Annotated in this window: 20 protein-coding genes; 6 read left to right on the top strand and 14 right to left on the bottom strand. The window is 34.9% G+C overall.

Annotated elements, in window-relative coordinates; translation table 11 throughout:
* Position 1: 1 nt before the first annotated feature.
* The 6 genes from Q0787_RS12685 to Q0787_RS12660 form a co-directional block, all read right to left on the bottom strand.
* On the bottom strand, positions 2–949 hold the full coding sequence (locus Q0787_RS12685) for a nitronate monooxygenase (RefSeq protein WP_298903140.1): 948 nt from the start codon (positions 947–949) through the stop codon (positions 2–4).
* Entirely contained in the window at positions 950–2566 is a 1617-nt protein-coding gene (locus Q0787_RS12680) for a S8/S53 family peptidase (RefSeq protein ID WP_298903139.1), read from the bottom strand. It lies immediately after the preceding gene.
* A gap of 71 nt (positions 2567–2637) precedes the next feature.
* Positions 2638–3825, bottom strand: a complete 1188-nt coding sequence (gene mnmA, locus Q0787_RS12675; RefSeq protein WP_298903137.1) for a tRNA 2-thiouridine(34) synthase MnmA — start codon at positions 3823–3825, stop codon at positions 2638–2640.
* 78 nt (positions 3826–3903) lie between these two features.
* Positions 3904–4602: a toxin-antitoxin system YwqK family antitoxin gene (locus tag Q0787_RS12670; RefSeq protein ID WP_298903135.1), complete on the bottom strand. Its 699-nt coding sequence runs from the start codon at positions 4600–4602 to the stop codon at positions 3904–3906.
* A gap of 134 nt (positions 4603–4736) precedes the next feature.
* On the bottom strand, positions 4737–6647 hold the full coding sequence (yidC, locus tag Q0787_RS12665) for a membrane protein insertase YidC (RefSeq protein ID WP_298903134.1): 1911 nt from the start codon (positions 6645–6647) through the stop codon (positions 4737–4739).
* 69 nt (positions 6648–6716) lie between these two features.
* Positions 6717–8357: a CTP synthase gene (locus Q0787_RS12660; RefSeq protein ID WP_298903133.1), complete on the bottom strand. Its 1641-nt coding sequence runs from the start codon at positions 8355–8357 to the stop codon at positions 6717–6719.
* A gap of 174 nt (positions 8358–8531) precedes the next feature.
* Here Q0787_RS12660 and Q0787_RS12655 point away from each other — a divergent pair, with 174 nt between their 5' ends.
* Entirely contained in the window at positions 8532–8930 is a 399-nt protein-coding gene (locus Q0787_RS12655) for a hypothetical protein (protein WP_298903132.1), read from the top strand.
* An 11-nt stretch (positions 8931–8941) separates the two neighbouring features.
* Here the strand turns inward: Q0787_RS12655 and Q0787_RS12650 are convergent, their stop codons facing one another.
* The gene (locus Q0787_RS12650; protein WP_298903131.1) at positions 8942–9811 is read right to left on the bottom strand and encodes a DUF4349 domain-containing protein; all 870 of its coding nucleotides are present in this window, start codon (positions 9809–9811) and stop codon (positions 8942–8944) included.
* Positions 9812–9943: 132 nt separating this feature from the next.
* Here Q0787_RS12650 and Q0787_RS12645 point away from each other — a divergent pair, with 132 nt between their 5' ends.
* The 5 genes from Q0787_RS12645 to Q0787_RS12625 all read left to right on the top strand — a co-directional run bounded on the left by Q0787_RS12645 (position 9944) and on the right by Q0787_RS12625 (position 14424).
* On the top strand, positions 9944–10828 hold the full coding sequence (locus Q0787_RS12645) for a hypothetical protein (protein ID WP_298903130.1): 885 nt from the start codon (positions 9944–9946) through the stop codon (positions 10826–10828).
* Positions 10825–11295, top strand: a complete 471-nt coding sequence (locus Q0787_RS12640; protein WP_298903128.1) for a hypothetical protein — start codon at positions 10825–10827, stop codon at positions 11293–11295. The genes Q0787_RS12645 and Q0787_RS12640 overlap by 4 nt, the downstream gene beginning before the upstream one ends.
* A gap of 170 nt (positions 11296–11465) precedes the next feature.
* On the top strand, positions 11466–12389 hold the full coding sequence (locus Q0787_RS12635; RefSeq protein ID WP_298903127.1) for a YwqG family protein: 924 nt from the start codon (positions 11466–11468) through the stop codon (positions 12387–12389).
* Positions 12390–12496: 107 nt separating this feature from the next.
* A complete protein-coding gene (locus Q0787_RS12630) occupies positions 12497–13297 on the top strand; it encodes an RNA ligase family protein (protein WP_298903126.1) in 801 nt (266 codons plus the stop codon).
* Entirely contained in the window at positions 13294–14424 is a 1131-nt protein-coding gene (locus Q0787_RS12625; RefSeq protein ID WP_298903123.1) for an AAA family ATPase, read from the top strand. The genes Q0787_RS12630 and Q0787_RS12625 overlap by 4 nt, the downstream gene beginning before the upstream one ends.
* A 2-nt stretch (positions 14425–14426) precedes the next feature.
* Here Q0787_RS12625 and Q0787_RS12620 read toward each other — a convergent pair whose 3' ends face one another.
* The 7 genes from Q0787_RS12620 to porU all read right to left on the bottom strand — a co-directional run bounded on the left by Q0787_RS12620 (position 14427) and on the right by porU (position 24633).
* On the bottom strand, positions 14427–15110 hold the full coding sequence (locus Q0787_RS12620) for an SDR family oxidoreductase (RefSeq protein WP_298903122.1): 684 nt from the start codon (positions 15108–15110) through the stop codon (positions 14427–14429).
* Entirely contained in the window at positions 15103–16074 is a 972-nt protein-coding gene (locus Q0787_RS12615; RefSeq protein WP_298903121.1) for a M28 family peptidase, read from the bottom strand. The genes Q0787_RS12620 and Q0787_RS12615 overlap by 8 nt, the downstream gene beginning before the upstream one ends.
* A 90-nt stretch (positions 16075–16164) precedes the next feature.
* On the bottom strand, positions 16165–17778 hold the full coding sequence (locus Q0787_RS12610; RefSeq protein WP_298903120.1) for a pyruvate dehydrogenase complex dihydrolipoamide acetyltransferase: 1614 nt from the start codon (positions 17776–17778) through the stop codon (positions 16165–16167).
* Positions 17779–17781: 3 nt separating this feature from the next.
* Positions 17782–18780: a pyruvate dehydrogenase (acetyl-transferring) E1 component subunit alpha gene (gene pdhA / locus Q0787_RS12605; protein WP_298903119.1), complete on the bottom strand. Its 999-nt coding sequence runs from the start codon at positions 18778–18780 to the stop codon at positions 17782–17784.
* Positions 18781–18936: 156 nt separating this feature from the next.
* Positions 18937–19419 carry a cytidine deaminase gene (gene cdd / locus Q0787_RS12600; RefSeq protein ID WP_298903117.1) on the bottom strand — a complete coding sequence of 161 codons (483 nt, stop codon included), beginning with the start codon at positions 19417–19419 and terminating at the stop codon, positions 18937–18939.
* 73 nt (positions 19420–19492) lie between these two features.
* A complete protein-coding gene (porV, locus tag Q0787_RS12595) occupies positions 19493–20722 on the bottom strand; it encodes a type IX secretion system outer membrane channel protein PorV (RefSeq protein ID WP_298903116.1) in 1230 nt (409 codons plus the stop codon).
* Positions 20723–20787: 65 nt separating this feature from the next.
* Positions 20788–24633 (bottom strand): type IX secretion system sortase PorU, encoded by a 3846-nt coding sequence (gene porU, locus Q0787_RS12590; protein WP_298903115.1) that lies wholly within the window; start codon positions 24631–24633, stop codon positions 20788–20790.
* Between the last annotated feature and the right edge of the window lie 26 nt (positions 24634–24659).

The raw sequence follows: 24659 nt of genomic DNA, 5'->3' as shown, positions 1-24659 counted from the left end.
TTTATAGTGCTAAGTTAGACACGGCACTTCTCGCCTTTTCAAATTCGGCCACCATATCGGCAACAATCTGAGCCGTTGGCTTTACATCATGTATCAATCCAGCAATTTGGCCAATTTCCAATTCGCCATCTTCTAAATCACCTTCAAACATACCACGTTTCGCTCGTGCCCGACCTAAAAGAGATTTTAATTCTTCAATGCTTGGGCCTTTTTTGTACAGTTCCTGTACTTCATTGAAAAATTTATTTTTTATGAGTCTAACAGGAGCCAATTCTTTTAAAGTTAATTGAGTATCGCCTTCTTTGGCATTAACAACGACATCCTTAAACGCCTGGTGTGCAGATGATTCAGTACTAGCCACAAATCGACTTCCAACTTGAACAGCATCTGCCCCAAGTATCATAACGGCCAACATAGTTTCTCCATTAGCAATACCGCCAGCAGCAATTAAAGGAATTTTTAATTGTTCTTTCACCATAGGAATTAAAGTTAAGGTCGTCGTTTCTTCTCGCCCATTATGTCCACCAGCTTCAAATCCTTCTGCTACCACAGCATCTACACCAGCCTCTTGTGCCTTTAATGCAAATTTTACACTACTCACCACATGAACTACAGTGATGCCTTTTTCTTTAAGCCAACTGGTCCATGTTTTGGGGTTTCCAGCAGATGTAAATACAATCTTTACGCCTTCTTCAACTATAATATTCATAATTTCCTCAATGTTAGGATATAACATTGGAACATTTACGCCAAAAGGTTTATTAGTAGCATCTTGGCACTTTTTAATATGTTCACGTAACACATCTGGATACATAGAGCCAGCGCCAATTAAACCTAAAGCACCAGCATTGCTTGCAGCAGAAGCCAATCTCCAACCACTATTCCAAATCATTCCTGCTTGAATAATTGGGTATTTAATATTGAAGAGTTCAGTAATTTTATTTGCCATTTAAGATTTTATAAGTTTTACAGTTTTCGATGCGTTTCCAGACTCGAACAGCATCATATATACGCCAGAGGACATTGATGATACATCCAATGGGCTTGATGATTCTGACATTTGTTTCTCTAGTACCTGTTTTCCAAGGATATCATATATCCGAAGTATTGTATTTTCATTTCCAGAAGGAATTTGAATTGTTAAAACATCTGACGCCGGATTTGGAAATACCTTAAATTCAAAAAAATCTTCTTCTTGCAACGACAAGCCTATATCTAATGCTAACTGAAGGTCTGGGATTCCGAAACCTAATAAATAATCTGGCATATCAAATTGAGATGCAGACATTCGTACATACTGTTTAATATCTTCATGAGAAGCATCTGGTAAAGCTTGCCATAATGATGCAATGCCTCCCGCTGTTAATGGCGAACTAAATGAAGTACCATTATTATTTATAATTGTATTGGCATCATTAATCACAAAGGTTCCTGCTCCTTGAGCCGCAACATCTGGTTTTTGTGTTGGTTGAATAGCACTGCCTTGCGAGCTAAAAGCGGCATAGTTTCCATCGGCATCGACAGCTCCAATACTTAAAGCTCCTATGGCATCTGCCGGAGCTCCAACACCGCTCGCACCAGAATTCCCTGAAGATGTTACCACTAATATTCCTTTTTCATTGGCAATATTAGCACCTCTTGTTACATAAGTTGTATTGCCATCTAAATCTTCATTGGCATGCGAATAGTTAGCATTTTGATAGGTTTTATAACCTAAAGAACTATTTATAATATGAACACCTAAACTATCAGAACGTTCTGCAGCCTCAATCCAGTATGCTTCTTCAACAGGAGTTTCGCTTGCTACATCTTCAGTTCTAAATAAATAGTATGACGCATCTGGTCCTGTTCCAACAAACTGATCTTCAACAAAACCAGTCATCACGCTTAAAACCCTTACGCCATGGTCATTACCTGCAAATGCAAAAACATCATCATTTCGATCTACAAAATCATAACCTCCCAGTAAATCACCATTATCTCTCATGCGTTGAAAAGCGCTCATCGTATTTACATTAGGAAAACCAGAATCTAACACCGCTACAATTATACCTTCTCCTGTATAATCATCAAGATGAAGTTCATTCGCATGAATCATTTCCACCTGATTTTGAGTATCTCCATAATTAAAAACCACTGTTTCGTTCTCAATTAAAAATTTATTCGACGTTGCACCAACTCTAGACAAGCTATTTAAACTTTCATCTGCAAAATCAACAGACGATACAAAATCAAAATTAGCAACTAAAGCATTAATATCATTTTCTGTACCGCGAACATAGACAGCATTAAACCATTTTGACTTTGCAAAAACTGTAACACCTGTTTCTGGCGCCTTTAGCATGGTAATATAAGATTCATTAACAGGAACGTCGCGTTCGTCAATAGCAATACCATGTGCACTTTTTCGATTTATGGCCTGTTGAGACAATATGGAGATAGGGTTGTCTATTGACGCCTGAACGTTCTGTTTAGCATTAAAAAACACCCATGCATCCTGAATATCATCTTGTGCAATTGCGTTATATTGAAATAGGAGTATGCAAATAAGTAGGATTCTTTTCATAGCACTAGATATTTCGATTTAAAAACATAGTCGTTTTTAAACAGTAATTATTAAGATTTCTTTATTGCAATTTAAGAAATTACTCCCGAACCTACTAATTCGTCCTCAAGATACCATGCAACGAATTGCCCTTCTGTGATTGCAGATTGTGCATTTTCAAACTCTACAAAAAGTCCGTTATCCACTTTATGTAGCGTTGCTTTCTCTAAGGCTTGGCGATATCTAATTCGCGCCCTGACTTCCATGCTTTGATCTACACCTAAGGCTAAATCCTCTCTAACCCAATGCAGTTCATCATTACTTACAAACAAGGCTCTTTTATATAACCCAGGATGATGTTTCCCTTGACCAGTATAGATCACATTTTCCTCAACATCTGTTTCTATAACAAACAAAGGTTCTACAGTACCACCAACAGCTAAGCCTTTACGCTGACCTTTTGTAAAATAATGCGCGCCTTGATGCTTGCCAACAACTGTTCCGTCTGTTATGGCATAATCTATCTTTTTTGTCAGATAAAGAAGTTCTTTTTCTTTCGAATCAAAAACAGGGTTTACAGATGTATAGATTTCTTTTTCCTTCGGAATTTCAACAATAACACCTTCTTTAGGCTTTAATTTTTGCTGAAGAAACTCTGGCAATCTCACTTTTCCTATGAAACACAACCCTTGTGAATCCTTCTTATTTGCTGTTACTAAATCAAGTTTTGTAGCAATATCTCTAACCTGAGGTTTTGTTAATTCACCAATAGGGAATAAGGCTTTTGACAGTTGTTCTTGTGATAACTGACACAAAAAATAAGACTGATCTTTATTATTGTCAACACCTGCTAATAACTGATAGATGTCTTCACCATCCTCTTTTATAGTTCCCTTACGACAATAGTGGCCTGTTGCTACATAATCTGCTCCAAGTTCTAGTGCAATTTTCATGAAGACGTCAAACTTAATCTCTCGATTACAAAGTACATCAGGGTTTGGGGTTCTACCTTTTTGATATTCATCAAACATATAATCAACGATGCGTTCTTTATATTGCTCGCTCAAATCTATCGTTTGAAAGGGTATACCAAGTTTATCAGCCACCAACATAGCGTCATTACTATCATCTAACCAAGGGCATTCATCTGAAATAGTCACGGAATCATCGTGCCAATTTTTCATAAACAGACCAATAACCTCATAACCTTGCTCCTTTAACAAATACGCCGCAACGCTAGAATCTACACCACCTGAAAGTCCTACTATTACTCTTTTCATTTTGCAAAATTAAGAAATAAAAATAGCAACATGTTATCTGTTGCTATTATAATTAACTATGTTATGTATTGGGTTTAGCTATTGTCTATTAGGGTTCTTACTGCGTTTGGTATGGTCTTTACTTTTTACAAGTTTTCCAGCTTCGTAATACTTCCAAACTCCATGTTTCAATCCATCTTTATAAACACCTTCTGCTTTAATATTACCGTCATTATCGTAATATTTAGACAAACCATTAAGTTCATCATTTTTGTATTCAAATACTTTGAGCACATTTCCTTTTTCTGTATACCATGTTGATTTCCCGTTAAGTTTACCATCAGCATAATTAGAGCGTTCGGCGACCTTTCCGTTAGGGTAATAAACAAGTTTTTCACCATGAAGTTCACCTTTATCATTGTAAAGTTCTGTTGACATAACTCCATTGGATTTATTATGGTAAAAAGTCCATTGACCAATATAAAGTTTTCCATCCATTTGACCTTCGCTAATGAGTTTGCCCTTGGAGGACATAAATTTAACAACAGATGTATTATTGGCATCATTAAATTCTTTAGTAGCACTCAACACACTTTTTCCTTTGTTTAGTGTATAAAATTTAAAAAGGCCTACCTCTTTGCCATGATTAAACTGTCCTTCATAACGCAGCTCTTTGGTCTTATCAAAGTACTTTTTCCAAACCCCATGCCTCTTTCCGTTATTATCGTATTGATTTATAATTTGAGCAAAAAGTGAGGTCGTAAAAACTAAAAAAAGTACAGAAATATATGTCTTCATTTGAATATTTAATTTAAATAATGCTTCAACAGCTATTAAACAAAATTATAACGTCTATAATTTCAAAATGTTATCTTACAAAAAAGCTGCCAAAATATGATGACAGCCTTTTTTCTATTAAAACTCCAAAGAAATTATTTCTTTTTTCTTTTTTGTTGAACTTGTTTTTGCTGCTCAGCCTGCTCCATCATTTCAGCCATTTTTTTCTGAAATTTATTTTGTTTTTTAGGCTTTGACTTGTTGACTTGGATTTGAGCATGAATTTTATTTTCATCAAGGATGTAGTTTTTAATCACTAACATAATTCCGATACTAATTAAATTAGAAATGAAATAATACAAACTTAAACCAGAGGCATACTGATTAAAGAATACCAACATTAATATTGGCGAGAAATATATCATATACTTCATCATTTTACTCATATCTGGCATACCTTCTTGCGTTGGTTGAGATGCCATTTGTTGACCAGTTGTCATCTTCATATAAAAGAAAATAGCAATGGCCGCCAAAATAGGAAACAAACTCACGTGATCTCCATAAAATGGAATATTGAAAGGTAATTTAGCAATGACATCATAAGATGATAAATCATCTGCCCAAAGGAAACTCTTCTGACGTAAATCAAAAGCTGTAGGGAAAAACATGAACAAGGCATAGAACACAGGCAACTGTATTAAACCAGGCAAACATCCTGCTAATGGGCTCGCTCCTGCTTTATTTTGAAGTGCCATTGTTTCTTGCTGAGCTTTCATTTTATTATCCTTATACTTCGCTCTAATAGCATCTAACTCTGGTTTTAAAACCTTCATTTTTGCTTGAGACAAGAACTGCTTGTATTGTACAAATGACATCATCAATTTAATTAATACAGTCATTACAATGATAGCAATACCATAAGGCAAGAAGCCACTTAAGAATGCAAATAATGGTATAAAAATCCCTTTATTAATCCATCCAAAAATCCCCCATCCAAACGGGATACTCTCATCTAGATCATAATCATATTGCTTAAGCACCTTGCTATCTGTAGGTCCAAAGTATAATTGAAAGTTATTATCGGCATCACCATTAGTAAATGTCAACGGTAATTTAGAAGAAAACGCTTTTGTAAACACAGTGTCTACCTCTTCTTCTTGTACCAAATCTTTGGTTTCGAGGGTAGCGCTTTTGAAAGGCTTATCGGCAACAAGAATTGAACTAAAGAAGTGTTGTCTGTACGACAACCATCTAACATCGTTTACCAACTCCTCGTCATCACCTACTTGTCCTAACTTATCAATTTTGTCACCATCATACATGTATGTAAGACGTGTGTAACGATTTTCATAAGTGATACTCTGGTCATGGCGAAATGCTTTCAACGACCAGTCTAAATCGATTTCTTCAGAACTATTAATAACTGTACTCAATCCTTCAGATAGAATTGAAAAATCAATCATATAGTTATCTGGTTTCATTTCATAACGATACTCTAAATACTGTGTTGGAGATGCCTTAAATTTCATTGAGACTACCGTGTTTTCACCATTTTTGGTCACAGTAGGTTCGAAATATTGTTCTTTAGTATTTAAAATTCTGTTATCTGATGTAGGGAATGTGATATTAAATGCAGAATTTCCGTCTTGAATCAACGCAATTGGGACAGAATCATAATCGACAAATTTCTTTAGAACGACTTCAGAAAGGAAACCTCCTTTATTACTAAACTTTAAATCGAGTACATCTGTATTTACAGTAGTGTAAGAGTCTTTTGCCGTTGGTAAGGTTGATGCATAAGCGAAAGCGCCTAACTTATTTTTTAAATCTGCCAATCTAGTAGAATCACCTGGTGTTATTGCCGAAAAATCTTCAGCTTTAGTAACCTTAGTAGTATCATCTACTTTTTCTGTTTCGGCCTTTTTATCAGCTTCAATTTGTGCTTGCTTTTCTTGCTCTGCTATTTCTTCTGGTGTGGGTTTTTGTTGCCACATCATGTAGAGTAATATTCCGAAGATAAGAACAAATCCTACAATTGAATTGAGATCAAATTTTTTTTCTTCCATGAGTATAATTTAGTTTCTCCGATTGGTTAAGGAGAGGACGCTTTTTCAATATCAAAAAGCTATCCAATATTAGTTTTGTGCCATACTGACACTATTATTGTTTGTTTTGAAATTTAAAGCTGCTTTTACAAAAGCCACAAACAGTGGGTGAGGATTGGCAACTGTACTTTTATATTCTGGGTGGTATTGTACTCCAACAAACCAGTTATGGTCAGGGATTTCTATAATTTCCACCAAACCTGTTTCTGGGTTTAAACCTGTGGCTTTCATTCCTGCTGTCTCAATTTGCTGTTTATAATCATTGTTAAATTCATAACGATGTCTATGTCGCTCCTTAATGGCATTCGTTTGATATACTTCTTTTGAAATACTTCCATCAAGTAATTCACAATCCCAAGCACCTAAACGCATTGTCCCCCCTTTATCTGTAATTGTTTTTTGTGATTCCATCAAATCAATTACAGGATTTGCTGTAGATGCATTCATCTCCGTAGAATTGGCGTCTTTTAACCCAAGTACATTTCTTGAGTATTCAATTACTGCCATTTGCATTCCTAGACAAATTCCCAAAAATGGAATATTATTTTCACGTACATAGCGTACGGCATCTATCTTTCCCTCAATACCTCGTTCTCCAAAACCTGGGGCAACGAGAACTCCGTGTAAATGTTTGAGTTGTTGAGCAGCATTGTCTGAAGTTAAATATTCTGAATGTATAGATTCGATCTTGACTTTTACTTCATTTTCGGCTCCAGCATGAATAAAGGCTTCTAATATAGACTTATATGAATCTTGGAGCTCTACATACTTACCTATGAGCCCAATGGTAACTTCTCCTTTGGGGTTTTTGTGACGCGTTAAAAATTGGTTCCATTGCGTCAAATCTGCGTGCGAGTTATCGAGTGCTAATTTCTTAAGCACAACTTTATCCAAACCTTCATCCAACATCAAATTTGGCACATCATAAATAGTTGATGCATCAATAGATTGAATGACAGCTTCAGGACGTACATTACAAAATTTTGCTAATTTCTGACGTAAATCTTCAGGTAATTCATGCTCTGTACGACATACAAGTACATCTGCCATGACACCACTTTCCATTAACGTTTTGACACTGTGTTGCGTTGGCTTTGTTTTTAATTCTCCTGCGGCAGATAAATAAGGTATTAGAGTTAAATGAATTACAATTGCGTTGTTTTCTCCAAGTTCCCATTTCAACTGACGTACAGCTTCAACATAAGGCAAAGACTCAATATCACCAACGGTTCCTCCTATTTCTGTAATCACAATGTCGTAATCACCTGACTTTCCAAGAATTTGGACACGGTGTTTAATCTCATCTGTAATATGTGGAATAACCTGTACTGTTTTTCCTAAAAATTCACCACGACGTTCCTTTTCAATAACACTTTGATAAATACGACCTGTGGTGACATTATTAGACTGACTCGTTGGTACGTTTAAAAAACGTTCATAGTGCCCAAGATCCAAATCGGTTTCGGCACCATCATCAGTAACATAGCATTCACCATGCTCGTAAGGATTCAATGTTCCTGGATCTACGTTAATGTAAGGATCTAGTTTTTGTATCGTGGTTCTATACCCTTGGGCTTGTAGAAGCTTTGCCAAGGATGCGGCGATAATACCTTTCCCTAAAGAAGAGGTTACGCCTCCCGTTACAAAGATGTATTTTGTAGTAGTTGTCATGTTGCGCTGTTAAACGCAGGCAAATTTACGAAATTTAAATAGTTATTGCCGCATAGTTATTGGGTTTAATTATTAACAGCGAAAATCACTGATTATGAATCACATATGTGTCATTTAGGAAGTTGCATTTCTAAAAAAATTAAACGATCTTAAGCCATAACTAAACTTGAGTCTATGCAACCAATGAAATCATTTATCACTATCCTTTTGATTATTACTTCAAGTTTTCAAATTAAACAAGATCCTAATCTCGATACTTGGATTCAAAGTATTGTCGACGATATGATTGCCTTTAACGACCTAGACAAGTACAGTCTAAAGAGCTTTCCTTCAGATGTTAAAACAAACGCATTTCTTGTTGAATCTGTAAAAGACATCGCCGTAAAAGATGATGTCATTTCTATGCTTCTAAACCACGGTAAAGGCACGTACTGCACACAAATAAAATTTAGATATATCAAAAAGCAAGGTTCCTTTTACTTGGTGTTTCCAGAGCCGAAAAAGGCAAAAATGAATACTAAAGAATACCTTATTGTCGACCCTTGGATTGAACACACTAAAATTTGTGATTAATATTTAGATTATTAAACCTTTCTTTTTCTAAATTTCTTTCTAAACACAACAACTAGTACTATACCAATAAGGGTTAATGGCCATATATAGATTAAACCTAAAATAAGGGTCTCTATAATATTCCAACCGCTACTTAAACCTTCTTTTCCTTTTGCCAAAAACGTTTTTGAATAACTCTCAGGTTCCTCTTTGTATGTCACAGTTTCATACAAATCAATTTGAATTGTACTATAAGACACTTTATTAGTTAGGTACTTTAAGCGTCCTTGTGCCGATTCTATTTCTTCTTGGATAATACGAAGTTTATCCTCTGTAGCAAGAATATCTTCAATTGTTATGGCATTTTCGCGAAGTATTGATTCATATCGTGTTTTAACTTCCATTTTAGTTTTGAGTCGGGTTTGAATGTCTATGTACTCTTCAGTAACATCTTTTGTGGTAATATTTTCATATTCTACAAAATCAACCATAAGACCAATAGAATCCATCATAACATCGAAATGTTGCTGTGGGATTTTAATTGTAAATCTATTTTCTTTTTGATATAGGTTATTTTCAAAACGTAAATCGGAAATATAAGCACCATATTTTTGAGCAATACGCTTAATTTTTCGCGTTGTAGTTTTGACACTTTTAACTTTATATCGTGCGCTTGCGGATTTAATAATTTTTAGATCTTCAGGTACCTGATTCATGCCTACTTCAGATTTCAAAGCGTAGTCATCAGTTTGTCTTACACCTTCATAACTCTCATCAATGTCTGCTGCTGGAATGGCTAAACTTTCTTTATAAGTCCTATTTTCAGAACAGGCCATTAGTGATATCAGTAATACCATAATAACCAAAAATTTAATTGTCGTTTTCTCTAAGATTGCATTCATAATTTTATATTTTTAATGATTATGAAACAAATCTAGATTACCAAAATATCTAACTTTTGTAAAGCCCTTGTAAACCTATTGTAAATTAAAAATTAATTTACAATTACCTTAAAAACAGATAATTACAATAATTTGAATTCTAATGACACATATCATTTTGATGCTCTAAAGAAGGCTGTGATTTCTAAATTTTTAGAAAACCATAGTGCTTCGTCTAATGTTAAAGATTGGAATGGTGATGACATTGCATTGTTTCAAGAGGATCTGTTTTCTGAAGTCAATGCGAAAGTCAGTGAAAAATGGTTTTACTCCTATTTCAAACACGACGCGCAAAAGCTTCCAAGAATTGACATGCTTAATCTATTAAGCGGTTATATTGGTTTTGAACATTGGAATGCTTTTAAATCTGCTCCTATTTCAGAAGAACCAATTAAAAAAAAATCATTCCTATGGCTTATAATTTTTATTCCAATAGCTATAGTGTTTTTGGTAACAATGAACTCTAAGAACACCTTTACTTTTTGTTTTCTTGATAATATGACAAGTAAAATACTTAAAGACGTACCTATAGATATTAAAGTACTACAAGACAACGAATCACCTTTGTACTTTAAAACGGATAGTCTTGGCTGTTTTACATATAAAACGAATGACGATAAAATACGCTTTGTAGTATCGTCTCCGTATCACAAAACAGATACTATTGTGCGATCTATTAATACTCATAAAAACTCATTTGTAAGATTAGATAGTGATGATTATGCTCTTATTCTGAAATACTATACCGACGGAAACATAAAAGACTGGACTACGCACAAGCAAAAATTATCAAAATTATTTCATAATGATGCTCAAATTTATAGGCTTTATGATAATAACGCTGGTGTAGAAATCTTGAACAAAGAGGACTTTGTGAGACTACTAACTATACCTACCCAAACACTTAAAAAAATTAGAGTTTTAGATCAAAGCTATCAAGACAATCAAATTATAACGCTTAAATTTACTGTGCAATGAAGAACTTTTTTTACATAGTACTCATCATAAGTTTGGTGTCTTGCAGACATAATCAGGAGATGAAAAGTGACAATTTTAACACTGAATCTATGTCTGTTTTGGAAGAAGACTTTGAAAAGACAACAACTTCTGAGTCGTTTAGCATCAAAAAATTTGAAGAGTTTATAGATCTTATGGAGTTAAAACAAGCGCATCCTGAGTTTAAAGACGATATTGATGCGCAATTAAAAAGCTATACTACAGATAGTTTAACCTACCCTTTAGGATTTGGGATATCTAATATCAAACAACTTGGAGACCCAAAACCAATTTCCGATTCTGTTACGCATGTTGTTTTGGGTTATACAATTAATGTTTATTCTGAAACGTATAAAGATTCTATTTTAGCCGAAATCACACGTAAGGATGTAAACTTAAATGAAGAGACCTTCACTTCCAAAAAAATTAAATTTTTAAAGTTCAAATAAGGCATTTACTCGTTGAAACATTGGGTTTACTCATTTAGTACCATATCATTCGTGTTTTATATTTAGTTTTATACAAAACGGTACGTCATGAAAAACGTTTTGATTTCAATTTTAATATTAGTACCGCAAGTAACTTGTAAATTAAGTCTAAACACGTTAAATTGAACATTATGAAAACCTATTTGAAATTCGCATTGCATCTTACATCACTATTGATGTTGTTTGGTTGTTTTGGACAAAATTCGTCACAAATTTACAATCAAAAAAAGAAGGCCTTCACTGCAGATGTTTTAAGACAGAAATGGAGCGAACCAGATAAGATTAAAAGTATGATTGAGCCCATAATTGTTATGAATTATGGTAGGACTCAAAACTTGGGGTCTTCCAAATTAGGAGGTACTCCAGATTTACCCTCAACTATAGAATGGCCAAAATTTGAAGGGCATTCTATGGTGTTTTATGGGCAACTTAACCTAAGTGATATTGCCAATTTACATCAAGACAGTTTGCTGCCCAAAACAGGTATCTTGTACTTTTTTAGTTACTTCCCTGCTCCCGAAAGTGAATTTGGAGCAGCATATGATTTTATAAAAGATAAGGCCGAATATAAAGTCATTTATGTTGAAAATGTAGCAGCTTTGGAACCAACCAAATTTCCAAAAGACCTTACTGCCGATTATCATTTTAAACAGCGATCGCTAAATTTTGAATTAAAATTTCAACTGCCTCCAACCATAGAATGTTCAGCATATGATGCTGCTAATTTAGGCACGAAAGATGCCGATATTTATGACCAACTTCTAACTAACAATGATCATTGTGAAGAAAGTACGGTTTTAGGAACACCATGCCCTATACAATACGGTGTAGATTTTGATTGGGCCTATTCGTATTTGGATATTACCAACTTTAGCGACCCTAAACAAAAAGAAAGCATAGACAAATTAAGACCTGAATTTATCAATCTATTCTCTTTTCCTATGTACGATATCTTTGAAAAGATTGGGTATTCAAATTGTTATTTTGGGATTACTAAAGAAGACTTAAAAAACAAAAACTTTAAAAAGGCTGTTTTTGTAATGCAGGATACTTAAAATCAACTTCTTATTGCTAATTCGAAAAAATAAACGAACTTCGTTTTTCTTCTGAAAATGAAGCCTTCATCTAATGTCGTCATATAAAACCTTAAATTTCATCTCAATTGAATGCGTCACGAAAATACTGTAGGAGCCTGCATGCTCAAATAAGTCTGGGTACAACATCAGATGACAGATTCATGCCTAAAGGTTATGTCGCTTCATTTGCTCAAAAAAAAGACTTAGTGCTTACCGAAAAATTGGACGGACAAAATAATTGTTTTAATAAACGAGGTGTTTTTGCAAGATCGCATGCCGCTCCAACCCAGCATCCTTGGGACAAACCAATGCGTGAGCGTTGGAACCTTATAAAAAATGATCTCAACGATCTGGAAATTTTTGGTGAGAATATGTACGGTATTCATTCTATTGCTTATGAGCAACTCGAATCCTATTTCTACGTGTTTGCCGTAAGAGAAGGTGACAATTGGTTGTCTTGGGAAGAAGTGAAATTTTATGCCGAAATGCTAGATTTTCCAGTTGTCCCCGAAATCAAAATAACAACACCTCTAAAAGATCTCTTTGACCCAAACGCTGATGAAAATATTGTTCTTGAAAACTGGTTGAAGGTCAATTTAGGCATGTCATGGGAAGACAGTGTTGAAACTTCAGGAATGCTAGCAGGTTATGATCCAAAAACAAACACACCCTGTTCTGAAGGTTTCGTAATTAGAAATAGAGACACTTTTAAAACGAATAATGGTGATTTGCCTGTAGAAAATAACGAATTTGACAATCTATTTAAACTCGTTCGTGCTTCACATGTTAAGACGGATGTACATTGGACAAAAACATGGAAACCAGCCAAGCTCATTAACTATGAAAAGTACAAATGGTATGGCTACGATTTTTTACATAAGTCATGATCTGGAAATTCCCACATTACGAAATAGACAAACCAATTGATTGGGATTTAATCGAATCGTCATACGATTGGTTTAGAGACATGAAAGGTGTTGAACAAGACAAAGAATGGCATGCCGAAGGTGATGTGTTTACGCATACAAAAATGGTTGTTGAATCTTTGATCTCTTTGCCAGAGTACAAGATTCTTACAGAGCAAGAAAAGCATATTCTTTTTACTAGTGCTTTGCTTCATGATGTTGAAAAAAGGTCTACTACCACTACCGAAAAAATTGATGGAAAACTAAGAGTTGTCTCTCCTAGACATGCTAAAAAAGGAGAGTTCACTACACGTACAATTTTGTACAAAGATATTCCTACACCATTTTTTATAAGAGAACATATAGCAAAACTTGTTAGGCTTCATGGTCTACCCCTTTGGGCAATTCAAAAACCTAATCCCAATAAAGAAGTTATATATGCCAGTTTGGTTGTAAATACAAAACTGCTTTCTCTTTTAGCAAAAGCCGATATTTTGGGAAGAATTTGTTTAGACCAAGACGAAATTCTTCTAAGAATAGAATTGTTTAATGAGCTTTGTAGAGACAATAAATGCTTTGGGAATCAACGCAATTTCCCATCTAATTATGGGCGTTATATCTATTTCAATAAACTTGAAAGCTCACCAGATTATGTGCCTTTCAATGATTTAAAGTTTGACGTTTATGTTATGTGTGCACTGCCTGGAAGTGGTAAGGACACTTATGTAAATAAAAACTTAAATCTCCCTATTCTTTCGTTGGATAATATAAGGAGAGAACATAAAATTAATCCATCAGATAAAAAGAAAAATGGACAAGTCATACAACTCGGAAAAGAAAAGGCAAAAGAATTTATGAGAGCTAAAACATCTTTTGTTTTTAACGCTACTAATATCACTTCTGACATGAGAAGTAAATGGATTTCATTATTTATGGATTATGGAGGTAGAGTAAAAATAATCTACATTGAAGTGCCTTATAAACAACTGCTATCACAAAATCACAACAGAGCACATAAAGTCCCAGAAAAGGTTATTGAATCAATGATAACTAAACTAGAAATCCCTACACCAAAAGAAGCTCATGACGTTATGTATATAATAGATTAAAATTAAGGTGTCGAATTAGAAACCTGCAATACTTTTCCATTATAGTACTTATTTCCTGAAAGCGCAAAATCTTGTATATATTCGGCCATTTCCAAAGCTGTCGTTGGTGCTTGATAGTCTGGAAATGCCTCTTTTAACATTTCTGTTTGTACAGCCCCTAAAGCTAACACATTAAATTGCGGTCCACTTTCTTTATATTCTTCGGCCAGCAATTCGGTTAAGGTAATAACTGCTCCTTTGCTAGAACTATAAGCCGCTAGACCAGGAAACTTCATACTTCCTTGAATACCTCCCATGCTGCTAATGGTTACAACATGCCCATCATTCTTCATATATGGCAGCACAGTTCTTGTCATTTCTGAAACTCCAAATACATTCGTTTCATATACTTTAGAGAAATCTTTAAATGTGGTTTGAGCAAATGGTTTATTAAGTAACATACCAGCATTATTAATTAAAATATCTACCTGTTTAAACTCGTTAATTATAAATTGCTCAACTTTTTGATAATCCCCTTCCTCGCATAAATCAAAAGCAAACGACGAGATATTATCGAAATGTAAATTATTTACAGGCTGTGCATTTCTTGATAATGCCAATACATTATGACCTTGATTCGCAAACAAATGCACGAGTTCAAAGCCAATACCTCTGCTGGTTCCTGTAATGATAATATTTTTACTCATCGGTTAATGCTACTTCTTTTGTTGGTGCATTCATCATGCCCTCTAAAGCAGGAATCATTTTATTGATAAAATTTGCCATGTGCTCATAATTCATTTTATCGGCCTCATCATCTACATGATGGTAATAATTAAAATTGGTGAAATCAAACGTAGAAATAGCATGTGCAGGTATATTCAACTCTCTGAAAAACGGAAAATTATCCGATCTCATAAATAAGTTAAAATCTTTGGCTTTAGGAAAAAAACCAACAATCTCTTCTCCTGCATATTTATTTAGAGTTGGGGCAAAATTAGAGCGATTGAAACCACTCATATATGACATAGATTTACCATCCGCTCTTGGTACGCCAATCATTTCAAAGTTTATCATAGTATAAGCATTAATACCCTTTTTCTTAAGTTCTTTTGCTAAATGCGCAGACCCTTTTAAACCCTTTTCCTCAGCGTCGTACAATGTTATTAAAATACTACGTTTATTAGATTTAGATTTCGAAAAATAACGACCAAACTCCATTGCGGCAATTGTTCCAGACGCGTCATCATTAGCTCCATTAGCGATGCTATCGCCATTAACGGCTTTTCCATAACCTATATGGTCATAGTGTCCTCCAAGAATAACAAACTCATTTTTTAATTTTTCATCATTTCCTTCTATCATTCCAATGACATTGTATCCTGTAAGATCCCCAAGCTGAAACGAATCACGATACGTTTCAAAATATGGTTTTATGCCATTCTTCTTAAAGAAATTCTCAATAAAAACAGCAGCTTTCTCAATCCCTTCACTTCCTGTTTCTCTACCTCCTAATTCATCAGAAGCTAGGTATTCCATACTTGTTTTAACATCGTTTGCAGTGATTGTTATCTTTTCAGGCTCAGAAGATGAAACATCTTTACTTTTCTTTTTCGCACTACACGAAACAATAAACAGGCATAATACGAAAGAAACTATAATCTTATTCATTTGATATGTTTTAAGTAAGGTTTAAAGATAAAAAAAACCTGATTCAAAAAAATGAAACAGGCTGTAATATTATGAAATGTTAGTTTAATATTAAACTAGCATAGTTATTGGATTTTCTATATAGCCTTTTAACGTTTGAAGAAACTGCGCTCCGGTCGCACCGTCTACTGTTCTATGATCACAGGCCATTGTTAATTTCATTGTGTTCCCAGCAACTACTTGTCCATTTTTAACTACTGGTTTTGACACAATAGCACCTACAGATAAAATAGCAGAATTAGGCTGATTGATAATAGACGTAAAACTTTCAATACCAAACATTCCTAAGTTCGAAATGGTAAACGTACTACCTTCCATCTCATCTAAGGTTAATTTTTTATTTCTTGCTCGACCTGCATAATCTTTTACAGCAGCTCCAATTTGTGGAAGGCTTTGCTCATTCGCAAAACGAACTACAGGCACTACAAGTCCGTCTGGAACGGCAACAGCAACACCAATATGTACATGATTATTTAACTGCATTCTATCATCAAACCACTGCGAATTAACTTGAGGGTGCTGTTTTAAAGCTAAAGCACAGGCTTTAACGATCATATCATTATAGGATATTTTAGTATCTGGTAAAGAATTATATTGTTCTCTAAACGCAATCGCGTTTTCCATATCAAATTCTACGTTCAAATAGTAATGAGGTGCGCTAAATTTAGATTTAGCCAGATTTTTAGCAATAGCCTTACGCATATTAGAATTAGGAACCTCATCAAAATCTTCCTGACCAGTTGGTACAAATTTGCCAACCGAAGCACCTTGCGTTGCTGGCGTAAAATTCTCTATATCACGTTTAACGATTCTTCCATTTTCACCAGTACCACTAATTTGTGATAAATTAAAGCCTTTTTCTTCAGCCATTTTCTTAGCCAAAGGTGACGCAAACACTCTTCCGTTTGGTGTGTTAGTCTTTGAAACAGTTGCTTTTTCCTTTTTTGGTTCTGCCTTGGGAGTTTCCATGGCTTTAGTTTCCTTTTTAGGAGCTTCTGTTTGTTTTACTTCGGAAGTTGGGCTTTCGGCCTTATAATTTTTGGCAATTCCAGAAACATCAGTCCCGGCAGGACCAATAATTGCAAGAAGTGCATCTACTTTTGCAGACTCACCTTCTTCTAATCCGATATGTAATAAGGTACCAGACTGAAACGATTCGAATTCCATTGTTGCCTTATCCGTTTCTATTTCAGCAAGAATATCTCCTTCTTCAACTTCTTCTCCAACTTTCTTCAACCATGTAGATACTGTACCTTCTTCCATAGTATCACTTAAACGTGGCATCGGAACAACGGTTACACCTTCTGGTATGTCTTGAGCTTCTGATACTTCTTCTTTCACTTCTGGCAATTCTGTTACTTCGGCTTTCGCTTCAGGTTCTGATGTTTCAGAAGTACTTCCATTTAACAATCCTGAAATATCTTCTCCTTCATCTCCAATAATCGCTAATAGTGTATCTACTTTAGCGGTTTCTCCTTCTTGGATACCAATATGAAGTAAGGTTCCTTCATTGAAGGATTCAAATTCCATAGTTGCTTTATCGGTTTCTATTTCGGCTAAAATATCACCTTCTTCAACTTTATCCCCTACTTTTTTGAGCCAAGCAGCGACCGTCCCTTCTTCCATGGTATCGCTCAAACGAGGCATATTAATTACTTCTGCCATAGCTTATAATTTGTGTTGTATAAATGGGTAATCGTTTTGCTCATATACAGCATCGTACATAACGTTCTTTTCAGGATATGGTGACTCTTCGGCAAACTTTTCACATTCTTTCACTAAATCTTTAACACGTTTATCAATAGCTTTTATATCATCTTCGGTTGCGTATTTCTCTTCTAAAATAATATCCTTTACTTGCGTAATAGGGTCTATTTTTTTGTATTCCTCTACTTCCTCTTTCGTTCTATAGTGCTGTGCATCTGACATAGAATGACCTCTGTATCGGTAAGTTTTTACTTCTAAAAATGTTGGTCCACCTCCCGATCTTGCTCTTGAAATAGCTTCATCAAAGGCCTCTGCTACTTTTATTGGATTCATTCCATCTACAGGACCGCAAGGCATTTCATAACCCAAGCCTAATTTCCATATATCTGTATGATTTGCAGTACGCTCTACAGATGTCCCCATGGCATAACCATTGTTTTCACAAACAAATACAACAGGTAAATTCCATAACATCGCTAAATTAAATGTTTCGTGAAGAGAACCTTGTCTCGCTGCTCCATCACCAAAACAACAAATAGTGACTGCATCAACATCGTGGTATTTATCACCAAACGCAATTCCGGCACCTAAAGGAATTTGTCCTCCAACAATACCATGACCTCCATAAAATCTGTGTTCTTTAGAAAAAATATGCATAGACCCTCCAAGACCATTTGAGGTCCCTGTTGCTTTACCATAGAGTTCTGCCATAACGCGTTTAGGATCAACTCCCATTCCAATTGGTTGTACGTGATTTCTATACGCTGTAATCATTTTGTCTTTAGTCAAATCCATAGCATGCAAGGCTCCTGCCAATACAGCTTCTTGACCATTATATAAGTGAAGAAATCCTCTTACTTTTTGTTGAATATATACTGCAGCAAGTTTGTCTTCAAACTTTCTCCAGAACAACATATCTTCGTACCATTTGAGGTAAACCTCTTTAGTTATTTTTTGCATTTAGTTCAGTATTGATATCAAAAATAATACTTCAGATAAATTATCTCAAGTGTTCGCTATGACATTCCAATGTTAAATTGAAATAAGCGAATAACAAAAGTAACACTTTAGTTAGTAATGAAAAAACCGAAAATCGTAAAATTTATTACGAAAACGTTATAGGAAACTTCTATCGAATCCCAGTGGTAACAAATTAGCTAGTGATGTTGATTTTACAATCTTTCCTGTTTCACCCATGAAGTAGATTTCAATTGGGGAGTCTTGTTTCACTTCGTACTCTGCAATGGCTTGCCTACAAGCTCCACATGGAGGAATAGGAGACATTGTTTTTTGTATTTTTGAGCCTGCAGTTAATGCCATTTTCACAATTTTGGCTTTTGGGAATTGAGCTCCTGCGTAATAAATAGCAGTGCGCTCAGCACATAAACCTGAAGGATAAGATGCATTCTCTTGATTATTCCCTGTAATTATCTCTCCATTGTCTAAAAGAATAGCTGCGCCTACCAAAAATTTTGAATACGGCGCATAGGCCTTAAGTCTAGCCTCTGACGCTTTATTCATTAAACCAACTACATCTTCTGGAAGCTCATCAAAACTTTCAAAAACTGTCAACGTAGATTCTATTTTTACTTCTTTCATTACAAACAGTATTAGACAAAAAAACTATTGCTTTTTGAGAAACAATAGTTTTAAATTTGAATTATATCATCGACTAATATTCGTCATATGTTCCATCTCCAAAATTAAACGTTAGAGAAAAACGTAGTGTATTCTCTAGTGGACTCTGTACTTTCGACGCCGAGAACAAATATGATAAATCAATATTTATGGTTGTATATTTAAATCCTGCACCTAATGCAAAGAATTTTCTTGCTCCTTTTTCGTCACTTTCGTTAAAGTAACCTGCTCTAAAGGCAAAGGACTCTTGGTACAAGTATTCTGCACCTAACGCCCAAGTAAACTCCTTTAATTCTTCACTAAACCCTCCTGGTGCATCTCCAAAAGATTGAAGAGCTCCAGACAAGAAACTTACATCATTTGTTTGACCTCCAGTAATAATTGTTGGTTCGCTTTCATCTATATCTGGTGTTGAAGCATCGTCAGATGTTTGTTCGCCATCACCATTAGTATCTACAAATCCAAATAAAGGAGGTGTTGGAACCAAAAGTTTAGTTATTTCTGCTGTTACACCTAATTTATTGTATTCATCAAAAATAAAATCAAACCCAGCACCAAGTCTCATATTTGTTGGAAGAAAGTTCTCTCTTCCTCCATCGTCATATTTAATTTTCGGACCTAAGTTTTGAATAGCAAAACCAAAACGTGTTCTACCGTTAAAGCTATTATATGCTTCTTCTTCACTTTGGTAGAATCCTGAAATATCTACACCAAAAGAACCTGCAGCACTTGCATTTGCGTCTACAGCTTGAATTCTTAAGTCTGAACGCAGATAACGTAATGCTACAGCCATAGAAAATTGATCTGCAAGTCGTAGTGTAAATGATGCATCAACAGTAAATTCGTTTGGCTTCTCTATTAATGGTTCAGAAAATTCATCTGGACGAATTTCTATTTCACCTAAACCGAAATATTTAAAACTAAAACCAAACGCACTTCTATCATCTATTCTATTAAAATATGTTAGATAAGCAATTGAAATGTCATTAACTAGCTTACTAAGGTAAGGTGTATAACTCACTGCAATTCCTGATTTTGCTTCAGAAAACGCGTACTTGGCGGCATTCCATTGCTGAGAATAAGCATCTACCGAGGTTGCTACTCCAATATCTCCCATACCCGCTGAACGCGCATCTGGCGCAATTAGCATAAAGGGTACACCAGTTGTAATTACTGTAGACTGGTTTGGAAATGTAATGGTTTCTTGGGCATTTGAAATGTTAAACACCGACAATGTAATAAGGGCTAAAATGTATTTTTTCATCTGTAAATTCATGTTCATATCAAGGCATTTCTACATTGAATATATTAGGCAAATATAAATCTTTATTATAGTATGACAAGTTTTTCGATTTTTTCAACTTGTTTATTTAAACGATTAGATCTCACTTTTAGTTTATAAATATAGACTCCTTTTCCTATTTTGTCACCAAAATCGTCTCTACCGTCCCAAACAATATCTTTAGAAAGAGAGCTCGTTACCTTGCTTCCTCCTGCGGTTTGACCATTTAAAGTCCTTACCAATTTTCCCGACACTGTAAATATCTGTACTGAAACGTCTAAAACGTCCGAACTATTGTGATTAAACCAAAATTCGGTGTAATCAATAAATGGATTAGGGTAATTTAAAACATTACTAATCACGAGTTCTTCGTCTTTATCACGAACAACAAACTCTATTTCGGCAGTAGATGAATTATTATAAACATCCCATGCTTTTAACGAAAGCGTATGTAATCCTGGCTCTAAATCTCTAAATGGGTAACTTAATTGCCCACGTTGGAAATCATCAATATCGGCCTGATAATAATCATTAAGTACAAATGGGTTGGTTTCATCACCATCTATAATAGCTATAATATCATGCCCAATACCGCTAGCTGTATTAATTCCATTGTCATCTTGAAGTTTAGCAAGCAGTGTTGGTTGCTCATTAGTTATGCCTCCTGAGACAAAATTTTCATCATTCATAAAGAGGTTAATAACTGGTCCGACGTTATCTTCAGTTGCATTTTCATTTATACCACCAATATCAAAGTCGAAGTTATAGCCAGACTTATCATCCAAGATATTATCCTGTTTAGAATAAAAACTTACTTTTCCAGGACCAACAGGAATACCAATATCTCTAGGCACGACAAACTCAAAATCAAATCGGCCTTCTGTGACAGTTGCTTGGCCTTTAAAAACCGTTTCGCCAAGGGTTTTGAAATCTAGGACAATAACTTGACCATTATCTGTTGTTCCATCATTAGCTAAGGTTTGTCTATCGATTTCTTTATCAAAAACTGTTGCTGTTAAAACACCATTGTAATTTGATAAAAAATTCCCAGATGTGTCATAAACTTCTCCAGACATTTTTACACGATCTAATGCTTTCAAAGGTTCGTTAAATTGATCTAAAGGCGTATCGTTAATTTGTGTTAATCGAACTTCTGGTCTTGCAAAAGCTAACTTCATAGCAGGGTCGCCAATATAAAACACCAATGTTTTTTGTGGATTCCCAGATAAAGCTGGATCATTTTTTGTTAGTCTTAAAGCCTCAGCCATTGTTGGATAATCGTTTGACCCATAACTAAATAAGTATTGTTCTAGAATAACATTATATCCTACTCCTGCCGTAACAAAAATTTGTCTGGTGGTTGTAATTAATCCTATGGCTCCACCATCTTTATTCCAATAGGTAAATTCACCAGCAGTAAATCGTTGAGGGTTATCAAATTTAGTATACTCGCAAGTTACAGTAACAAAAAGATTGAACTTACACACATTTCTAATATCCTGGGCGTCAACTTTTGTAAAGATGCGCTCTCCAGCCAACCCGTCTTCTCCACCATGTCCAAAATAATTGACCACTAATGCTCCAACCTCTAAAGCGTCCTTGATTGCCTTATTCACTTCTGGATAACGCTCTCCACTTGCTGTTGCTTCTTGCTGAAACGCATCTGTATGTATTTTCACAACATTTATAAATGGTTTCTCTTGAACGACTTCATCTCCAATTTCGTCTGTGGTATTCTGTAAAATTTTCTCCCAAGACAAGTTAACATCGTCAGATATTGTAATAAAGTTATTTCTCCAACTTCCAAAAGCTTCTTCTCCATAATAACCTTCTACCTTGTCTACTAACTCCTTGGCGCGTTGGGGTGTATCTGCTAACATTCTACCAACGGCAATATCCAATCGGTCAGAATCGTTCATATCGCCTTCATTTTCATCCATCATACCATAAAAATCGTCGGAAATAAAGGAGGAGGTTAAACTGAAACTCTGATACGAGCTCCAAATAGGTATAATATTTGTGTTATTTGAGATTCTATTCTTAGGATCGTACGATGCATCTCCAAATAGGCACAAATACTTTAATCGTCGACTTGGACTACTCGCATTATCATAGACATACTTCACCATATTTCGAATGGCTGCTATATCTTGATTTCCTGAACTAAACTCATTAAAAATAGCTTCAAGCTCAACGACTTTTACATTGAGATTATATTGTTCTCTATTGATTTGTGCTAAACGTTCGGCTTGGGTAACATAGCCTCCTCTAGCAACAATAATATAATCTATATCTTGAAATTCGCCTTGAGCATTCTGAAAAATGGTCCCTTTAATGTTTTGATTATTTACCGTTGTATTTGCATCTCTTAGTGGGTCGAAGTAATCCAAATTTGTAAGCGTTACATATCTTTTATTTGAACCAGCTACATCTTTAAAAATTAAATTCTGGCTTTGATCCGCATTAATAATGGCTTGAACATTATATTTGTCAGTGATATCCCAAACTTCCTGAACATTACTCGCATTATCCAAAGTATACTGCGCAATTCCTGGATTCAACGCAACTTCATTATTTTTAAAAATAAGTTGAGTCCCGTCAAAAGTTAATCCTCTTGTTGCTTCAATTGAAATATAATCTAAGTACCCTAATGCTGCAGGGTTTCCATTATTATTGAAAATCAAATCTATGACTACATCCTCAGACGTTAAATTTATATTACTTTGAAAAGTATTACCTGAAGCTAGTACTGGATTATCTATTACGCTAAAACCTAAAGTACTTACTAAATTTCCATTCAAAACAATTTGCATATTAGAAGCAATAGGACCTTCACTAACGCCAGCAGCTAATACTCTAACTTTAGCAGGCTCTGTTGTAATTAGGTTAGGAAATGAAAAGTTAAAGGTTCTCTCGTTTTCGACGTCAAAACGTTCTCCAAACCAACGACGTCCAATTTTCGCAATATTGGCTTCATCTTCTTCATGAAACTGGTAATCCTGAAATGTATTCACTTCAATAGTAGCATCACCTTCAGGCTGATTTAAAGTTTGAATTCGCTTTCCTGCCCCGCCATCTGTATTAATAAAATAATAAGATTTATCTGTGAATAAATTTATGTTCGTGTCACTGTCTTCATTATATTCTCTTGGACCTTCAGCGTAAAATAAAATATAGTCATCATTATTAAACACACCATCTTCTTCTCCAATAAATCGAACTGCATTTTCGGTAAGATCTAATGGATAAAAATCACTATTTAAAGCGGGCAACATGGCACCACCATTACCATAAACTTTAATAGTCCTGGGATCAACATTAGTATTAACACCTATAGAATTTAAAAACCCTTTTGTTAATCTAAAAACACCAGATTTATCAACATAAAATTTATGCCATGTCCCAGAACTCAAAACAGAATTAGTAATTTCTTGATTAGTTAAACCTGATCTATTCAAGTTACCATATTGATAATTTACGGTAAACGACATTACTTTTTTATAAACACCTCTATCCTTTATAATTGGAGAAACCTCCAAATAAGCAGACACTTGATCTCTATCAATGGCATTTTTCAGAGACACCTTCATGCTAGTCGGTATTGTAGAAAGTGCTAATCCTTTAAGTTCGGATTCACTTATGTTCTGATAAGTAACCTGGCTTAATGTTACTGAATTTTCATTTATATATGATGTTTCTTCCCATTGCGCATAGAACGTAAGTCCTTCTTCCCGTAGGAAACTAAAGTGCTTTTTATCAAAACTTGGGACTTCAATGCTTGAAGTTCCAGTTTCTAAACGTATTGGTTCACTCCAAGCAACATCAAACTGCTTTTGCTGAGAATACCCAAAAAACGAAGCCACTATTAATGGAAATAGTAAATATTTTTTCATAGTCAAATAACGTCTATAAACCCTCT

This window comes from uncultured Psychroserpens sp. (assembly GCF_947492715.1).
Taxonomy (GTDB): domain Bacteria; phylum Bacteroidota; class Bacteroidia; order Flavobacteriales; family Flavobacteriaceae; genus Psychroserpens.
This window is presented reverse-complemented; position numbering and strand designations above follow the sequence as displayed.